Here is a 6,748-nt window from a genome sequence, read left to right on the forward strand (position 1 = left end):
GATGCGATGACAAGGTCTTCACTCCGCGCATCGCCGAGACCGCCGGACAACCGATCACCCCAAGCCCGTCACACCCGCGAAGGCGGGTGTCCAGTCAATCCGCCACGGGATAGGAATAAAGGCCGGCGAAACCGCACCGCCCTTTCCCTTCAGTGATGATGATTGTGATGACGATGGTGACCGTGGTGATCGTGCGAATCGCCGTACCCGCGCAGCTGCACGTAGCGCTCGACCTGCTCGGCAGTGAGCACGTCACGCTGCGCGACATGGGCGTTCAGATGCACCGCACGCAGCCGTGCCTCAAGGGCGCCGATCGACTGCACCAGCTCATCGACACGCGACGTACTCGCCTCGCCGGAGCGGAACAGTGCATCCAGCTCTGTCTCGGCCGCCACCAGTTCCGCCCCCAGTGCCTTCGCGTTCGAGACCACTTCCGCCCGAAGCGCACGCGTTGCTTCGACCTGCTCGTCACTGAGGCCCAAATCCGCCGCCAGTTCCAGCACATGCATGGGCCCGGGATAGCGGTTGAGCTCGGCTGCCTTCGCTAGTCCCAGGCCCGCACCGGCGAGCAGACCGGCAACACGCTCCGGCGACAACGCTTTGATTTCCCGCGTCTGCTCACCGGCATAGGTACTGGGTGTTTCGGTGGCCGCCGTCGTCGTCGACACGGCCAACAACATCATCAGAAAAGTCGTCTTCATATCGCGAATGTTAGCGGAAGCGCCAGGTTTTCACGGCGCGGGTACGGACAATCAAATGACGGCACGAGGCAAGGGTCAGGCGCGACCGCGGCGGTCGTTGCCATGGCGCATGACGGCACACCGCAGTACGCGGCAAAACCTTGAACCGTGCACGACGACGCGAAGACTGGACACCCGCCTTCGCGGGTGTGACGGCCGGGTTGCTGACCGGTTGTCCCGCGAATCGGCGCTTCGCTCTGGGCTTCACCGGAGGGGGGGGGGGGGGGGCAATAGACCTGGGATGTGCCTCACCACTACTGAGCCTGCGATCAGGCTGCTACAGAACACAGGCGACCTCGCTTCACAACGATGACGGCTCCCGATCAGCTCCCTGACATCGCCTATCCGACATGACCGCACACAACCGACCGCCCACCATGCCCCGACCAGCACACCGACCGCCCAACCCAGAACAGGGCCGCAGCACCCGAACCGCACGACCGAACCGCAACCGCAAATCCGACCGCACACCCGACCGCACACCCGACCGCACACCCGAACCGGCACACCCGAACCGGCACACCCGACCGCACACCCGAACCGGCACACCCGAATCGGCACACCCGAATCGGCACACCCGAATCGGCAGACCCGAAACGGCACACCCGTACGGGGCAGACGCCTTCCGGCACCGGGGAATGGGCATTGCGGAACTGGCATTGCGGAATCGGCACCGGAGGCAGCACCGCGAAATCAGTGTCCCGAAATCGGCGAAGCCGATGTCGCCGAACTGGCCACCCAGCGACGCAGCCCGACTGACACCGCTACCCTGAGCCGCTGGCCAGGCGCCGCTCATCCGCCCGTTCGTCGTTCTGTTCACGCAACCTGGCCGATAGTAGGCCGGCGAGTCCCCAGCAGGAGATGGAAATGCCGAACAACTCCGCCGCAGGTACCTGCGACGTCGCCGTGGTCGGCGCCGGCCCGGGTGGGCTGACCGCCGCCACCTACCTGGGCCGCTTCCTGCGTGACTGCCGGGTATTCGACGGCGGCGACAGCCGCGCCCGATGGATTCCCGAGAGCAACAACTGCCCCGGCTTTCCCAACGGCGTGGCCGGTCCGGAACTGCTGCGTCGCATGCGGCAACAGGCACTCGACGCGGGCGCACGATTCGAGCAGGCGAAGATCGACCGGATCGAGGCGCCTTCGGAACCCGAAGGTGTCTTCGTGCTGTCCTGCAACACGCGGCAATGGCAGGCGCGCTGCGTCATCCTCGCCACCGGCATCGTCGACAAGCTGCCGGACCAGCCGTGGATCGCCGAAGCGATCGCCTGCGGCGCCATCCGGCTGTGTTCGGTCTGCGACGCCTTCGAAGCGCGCGACACCTGCCTCGGCGTCTACGGTCCGGCAGCCGAAATCGGCTCGCATGCCCTGTTCCTGCGCGCCTACAGCAACCGTGTCCACCTGCTTCCCAGCGACGACACCGACGGCGGCGAAGGCTACCGACGCGCCCTGGAAGCGGGCGTCCAGCAGCTCGCGCCCAAGGTGATGCTGGAATTCGACGGACACCGATGCAGCGCCACGTCAGCCGATGGCACGCGCCTGGTGTTCGATTCGATCTATCCGTTCATCGGCGGCCGCACCGACACCCGACTCGCCGTCGAGGCAGGCGCCACCCTCTCCGACACCGGCGAGATCATCGTCGACCGCCACCAGATGACCGCGCAACCCGGCCTGTTCGCCGTCGGCGACGTCGTCAGCGGTCTCAACCAGATCTCAGTGGCCGTCGGCCATGCCGCCATCGCCGCCACCCGCATCCACGCCATGCTCCCGATCGCCCCACGCTGATCGGGCCACGCTGATCGGGCCACGCTGATTGCGCCACGCTGACTGAGCCACGCTGACTGGGCCACGCTGACTGGGCCACGCTGACTGGGCCACGCTGACTGGGCCACGCTGATCGGGCCGCGCTGATCGGGCCGCGCTGATCGGGCCGCGCTGATCGGGCCGCGCTGATCGGGCCACGCTGATCGGGCCACGCTGATCGGGCCACGCTGATTGCGCCACGCTGATTGCGCCACGCTGACTGGGCCACGCTGACTGGGCCGCGCTGATCGGGCCACGCTGATTGCGCCACGCTGATTGCGCCACGCTGATTGCGCCACGCTGACTGGGCCACGCTGACTGGGCCGCGCTGATCGGGCCACGCTGATCGCCTCATCACCGCCCGAAGATCGCTGCCACCTGATTCCGGCATCGGCGCAGAAAGAAGAACGGGGCCGGTATGACGGGCCCCGTTCGATCAGCACCGGATTGTCCGTTTACGGCGCGCGGATGTGGGCCATCCGCGCGTCCGGGCATCAGCGCAGCTCGAAGCCGTCCTTGAAGATCGTGTCGTCCGGGGCGGTCGGCAGCGGCCAAACCCAGACCCCGCGACCGCGCGTGAACACGGCCAGCGTGGTGAAGCCGCGGTCGATCGCCATGTCCCAGATCATCACGCGCGGCAGACCGTTGTCGAAGCGGTGCCACACCGGCGTCTCGGCGTCGACGTTGTCGGTGTAGTACAGGCCCCAGTCCGAACCGGCGAAGACCTGGCCCGGCTGGTGCGGATTGACCGCCACCGCGTTGAAGGGGATGTTCGGCAGGTTGCCGCTGACATCACGCCAGGCGAACGTCGAGCAATGTGCCGTGCAGACCACCTGGTAGACATGGCCCGGCGTCGCGGGCGTGTTCTGGTCGAAACCGCCGAGCACGGCGTAACCGGTCGCGCCGGCGCCCGGGTTGGTCGCCGAGTCCACGTCGATGGCCACGTCCATGACCGGACGGTTCGGCAGCACCGCGTTGCCGTCGGTCAGGTTGACCCAGGTGGCGCTGTTGGCGGTGCCCTGGTTCAGCCCGTAGCCGTACTGCACGTTGCCGTCATTGGTGCCGGCGATCGCCACCGATGGCGTGCTCGTCGCATGCGCAAGCTGGTTGATGAAGGACCGGTTGCCCAGCGTGCCCTTGGTCAGGTGCGGGCTGTTGGCGTACCAGCTCGTACGTGGAATCGCGCCGGTCAGGGTTTCCCACACGCGCGTCGTGCCGGCGATCATGTAGGTGCAGCCCTGCGCGGACGTGCAACCGCTGCCGGGTTCGTCGAGTTCGCCATAGCGGTACAGCTCGAACGGCATGATGAAGCTGAGCGTGTCACCACCCCAGCCCGACGGATACGCCGCCGACGGCGAGCTGTTCGGCCCGCTGGTCGAGACCACGATGGCGCCGTTCTGGCTGGAGTAGTACCAGCGGTTTTCCAGCACCGGCTCGATGCGCGTGAAGATGCCGTCGCCGCCGTTGCGCACGGTCCACTGCGCCGGTCCGGGCTCGCCGCTGTTCCAGCGCGCCCACGAGCTGCCATTGTCCTGCGCACCCGCGCTGGCGCCCGGCAGCGGCGAATCGGCGAAGTTGCCGGAGATGTCGCCCGAATACAGTTCGATCGAACCGATGGTCTGGTTGAGCGAGATGTAGGTCGGCCGGTTCGCCGCCGAGGTGCCACCCGATCCGAAGCGGATGTTGGACGTGTAGTACACGCCACCGTCGCCACCGACCAGCACCTTGTCGCTGTCGTAGTTGCCACCGCCGCTGGGCAGGTAGGCGCGCGCGTGCTGGTCGACATGGACGTTGCCGTTGCCGTAGCCGCAGGTGATGTTCTGGAACGAGGTGCCGCCGTTGGTGGATCGATACACGTCGACGCCGCTGAGCAGCACCGTCTCCGGATCGTTCGGATCGACGGCCAGGCCGGCGTCGTACCACATCTGCGAACCGCCGGCGCTGGCGGACGGGCAGCCACTGGCCTGCACGCCCGAACCGGTCGCCGTCTGCGTCCAGCTGTCGCCGCCGTCGTTGCTGCGCCACACGCCCAGCACGTTGCTGCTGGTCGCGTGCGCGCCCATGGCGTAGAGGATGTCGGGGTTGGTCCGCGCAACGGCCAGCTCGATCCGGCCCAGCGTCTTGCCGGACGGATTGCCGTTGCCGGTACCCGCCGGCCAGCCGTTCGCCAGCAGTGTCCAGTCACCAGTCGCGGGGCAGCCGGTGGCCGGCAGCGTGGCGCGGTAGACGCCGTTGGCGCCAAGGTTGGCGAGGTCAGGCTGCACCGTGGTCGGGTTGCCGCGCGTGCCGACGGCCGCGATCAGGCGGACCTGGCCACCGATGGCGTGCGCGACCAGCCCGGTGATGTCCTGGCGCTGGCTGGCGTGCGTATTCGTGTAGCACGGACCGGTCCAGTCCACGCCGCCATTGTTCGAGACATAAAGGCCGGTCTTGGTGCCGACGACCAGGGTGTCCGGATCCAGCGGACTGGAGACGATCTTGCCCACCGCCTGGTACTGCGGGAATCCCAGCGATGCCGACGGCGGGTAGAACGGCGTGAACACGTCCTCGCCCAGCACTTCCCAGGTCTCGCCGCGATCGACGCTCTTCAGGATGCCGGCGGAACCGAACGAGAAGGAGCCGTAGCGCAGGTCGCCAGTACCGGCATAGACGATGTCCGGGTTCGAGGGCTCGATGTAGAGCTCGCCGATCGCGATGCTCTTGATGTCCGGCTGGTCGGTGACATTGCGCCAGGTCGTGCCGGCATGGCAGCAGTTGGTCGATTTCCAGACACCACCGCCGTCGGACGCGGCGTAGACGGTGTGGAACCCGCTGCCGTCGGGCCCGCGCGGATCGACCGCGATGACATTGGTGCGCCCCGACACCAGGCCGTAACTGCCGTTCATCAGGGGCAGCGGCCCAAGGAAGGTCCAGCCCGCCGGATCCAGCGCCAGCGGCGAGTCCGCAGAGCGCCTGGCCAGTTTCTCGCCAGCCGGTACGCCAGAGAGCACAGCCAGGTCCTGCGGCTCCGCCTCGGTGTACCAGTCCGGGCTGAAATGCATCGTCGGATAGGCGACGCGATGCGCCCAGAAATCGCCCTTCATGGGCTTCGACGGCCGCATCGGCGAAGCATCCGCCTCCATCTTCTTGACGTCGTAACGCGTTGCGCATCCGCCCGCGATGGCCGCGACCAGCGCGACCGTCGCCGCGGGCAACAGAACTCGATGATGCATTGACTCCTCCCTCCCGGATTGACCTGCCCCATGCCTACCAGTGACCACCGGCAAGGCCCAGGCTCGAAGGGTATCGTGGCGGCGGGGTTTTTGCTGCGGTTGCGGGCAACGGACCGGGATGGCGGAATGCGGCCGCCTGCTGGGATGGCGCCCTACCCGACTGCGTCCCGGCTCGCGGCGTTGGCACAGGCATGCGTCGACCGGGACACGGCGACATGTCTTCGAAAATGTCCATGCCACCGTTTCTTCAGCGGCTCTGGATGGATATCCTGGTACCGACATGCCAAGGATCAGGCTCACGGCGGACCTTCCCTATGAAGTCGGCGCGCTCTATAGCCGCCGGGAAGACATCCACGGCCGCCTGGGCGGCCAGCGCCAAGGTGGTATTTCAACCCCAATCAAGTCACCGTTCGTAGTGCTCTTCACTGGCGAGGCGGGAGCCCAGCATGGCTACCATGACCACTGGGAAGAAGAGAACGGAGAAAGTATCCTCCACTATTACGGAGGGGGGCAAGAGGGTGACATGCAGGATGTCCGGGCCACCGTGCCATCCGCGGACATGTTGCAACAGGCCGGCGCTTGCTCCTCTTCCAAAGTATGGGCAAAGGTCAGCCGTATCGCTTCCTTGGCGAGTTCAAGTTCCTGGCTGCTTACGCCCGACATGATGTGCCCGATACAAGGGGCAGGCCAAGGAAAGCAATCGTCTTCAAGCTCCGGCCCGTGGACGATGAGTTCGATCCCTTCCAGAAGGAGCGCGACGAATCGCGCTCATTGATCGATCTTTCGGCGACCGCATCGCGTCAATTGACCGAAATCCGCCTTACTGATCAGTCAGAAATATAGGCGACACTTGGATGCCCGAAGAACGAGCGCACCAGGTCGGGCCGGAGCTTGATGTCGGACAGTTGCGCATGGACCCGATCGGCCAGCTTCTCGCCACTACGCAGCGGGCTTCGCGCGACCCCGGTTCGCTTGGTGTAGCTCCAGACAAGC

The 6,748-nt window shown here is 66.5% G+C and carries 4 protein-coding genes and 1 pseudogene; 2 read left to right on the top strand and 3 right to left on the bottom strand.

Annotation, left to right across the window (positions count from 1 at the left end):
• Window positions 1-149: 149 nt before the first annotated feature.
• On the bottom strand, window positions 150-701 hold the full coding sequence (locus tag EDC25_RS01650; protein WP_123522899.1) for a Spy/CpxP family protein refolding chaperone: 552 nt from the start codon (window positions 699-701) through the stop codon (window positions 150-152).
• Between the two features lie 906 nt (window positions 702-1,607).
• On the opposite strand from EDC25_RS01650, the gene EDC25_RS01655 reads away from it, so the two are divergent.
• Window positions 1,608-2,525 carry an NAD(P)/FAD-dependent oxidoreductase gene (locus EDC25_RS01655; RefSeq protein WP_123522926.1) on the top strand — a complete coding sequence of 306 codons (918 nt, stop codon included), beginning with the start codon at window positions 1,608-1,610 and terminating at the stop codon, window positions 2,523-2,525.
• 512 nt (window positions 2,526-3,037) lie between these two features.
• Here the strand turns inward: EDC25_RS01655 and EDC25_RS01660 are convergent.
• On the bottom strand, window positions 3,038-5,755 hold the full coding sequence (locus EDC25_RS01660) for a WD40/YVTN/BNR-like repeat-containing protein (protein WP_132577178.1): 2,718 nt from the start codon (window positions 5,753-5,755) through the stop codon (window positions 3,038-3,040).
• Between the two features lie 280 nt (window positions 5,756-6,035).
• On the opposite strand from EDC25_RS01660, the gene EDC25_RS15210 reads away from it, so the two are divergent.
• Window positions 6,036-6,530: an SRA domain-containing endonuclease gene (locus EDC25_RS15210; protein ID WP_486659959.1), complete on the top strand. Its 495-nt coding sequence runs from the start codon at window positions 6,036-6,038 to the stop codon at window positions 6,528-6,530.
• Between the two features lie 52 nt (window positions 6,531-6,582).
• On the opposite strand, the pseudogene EDC25_RS14865 reads toward EDC25_RS15210, so the two are convergent.
• Window positions 6,583-6,748, bottom strand: a pseudogene (locus tag EDC25_RS14865) (IS630 family transposase); the annotation flags it as partial.

The organism is Pseudofulvimonas gallinarii, from assembly GCF_004343305.1.
GTDB lineage: Bacteria > Pseudomonadota > Gammaproteobacteria > Xanthomonadales > UBA2363 > Pseudofulvimonas > Pseudofulvimonas gallinarii.

Bases quoted from the DNA above. Each gene is read 5' to 3' on its own strand.
- EDC25_RS15210 (WP_486659959.1), top strand. From the start codon at position 6,036: ATGCCAAGGATCAGGCTCACGGCGGACCTTCCCTATGAAGTCGGCGCG.
- EDC25_RS01650 (WP_123522899.1), bottom strand. From the start codon at position 701: ATGAAGACGACTTTTCTGATGATGTTGTTGGCCGTGTCGACGACGACG.
- EDC25_RS01660 (WP_132577178.1), bottom strand. From the start codon at position 5,755: ATGCATCATCGAGTTCTGTTGCCCGCGGCGACGGTCGCGCTGGTCGCG.
- EDC25_RS01655 (WP_123522926.1), top strand. From the start codon at position 1,608: ATGCCGAACAACTCCGCCGCAGGTACCTGCGACGTCGCCGTGGTCGGC.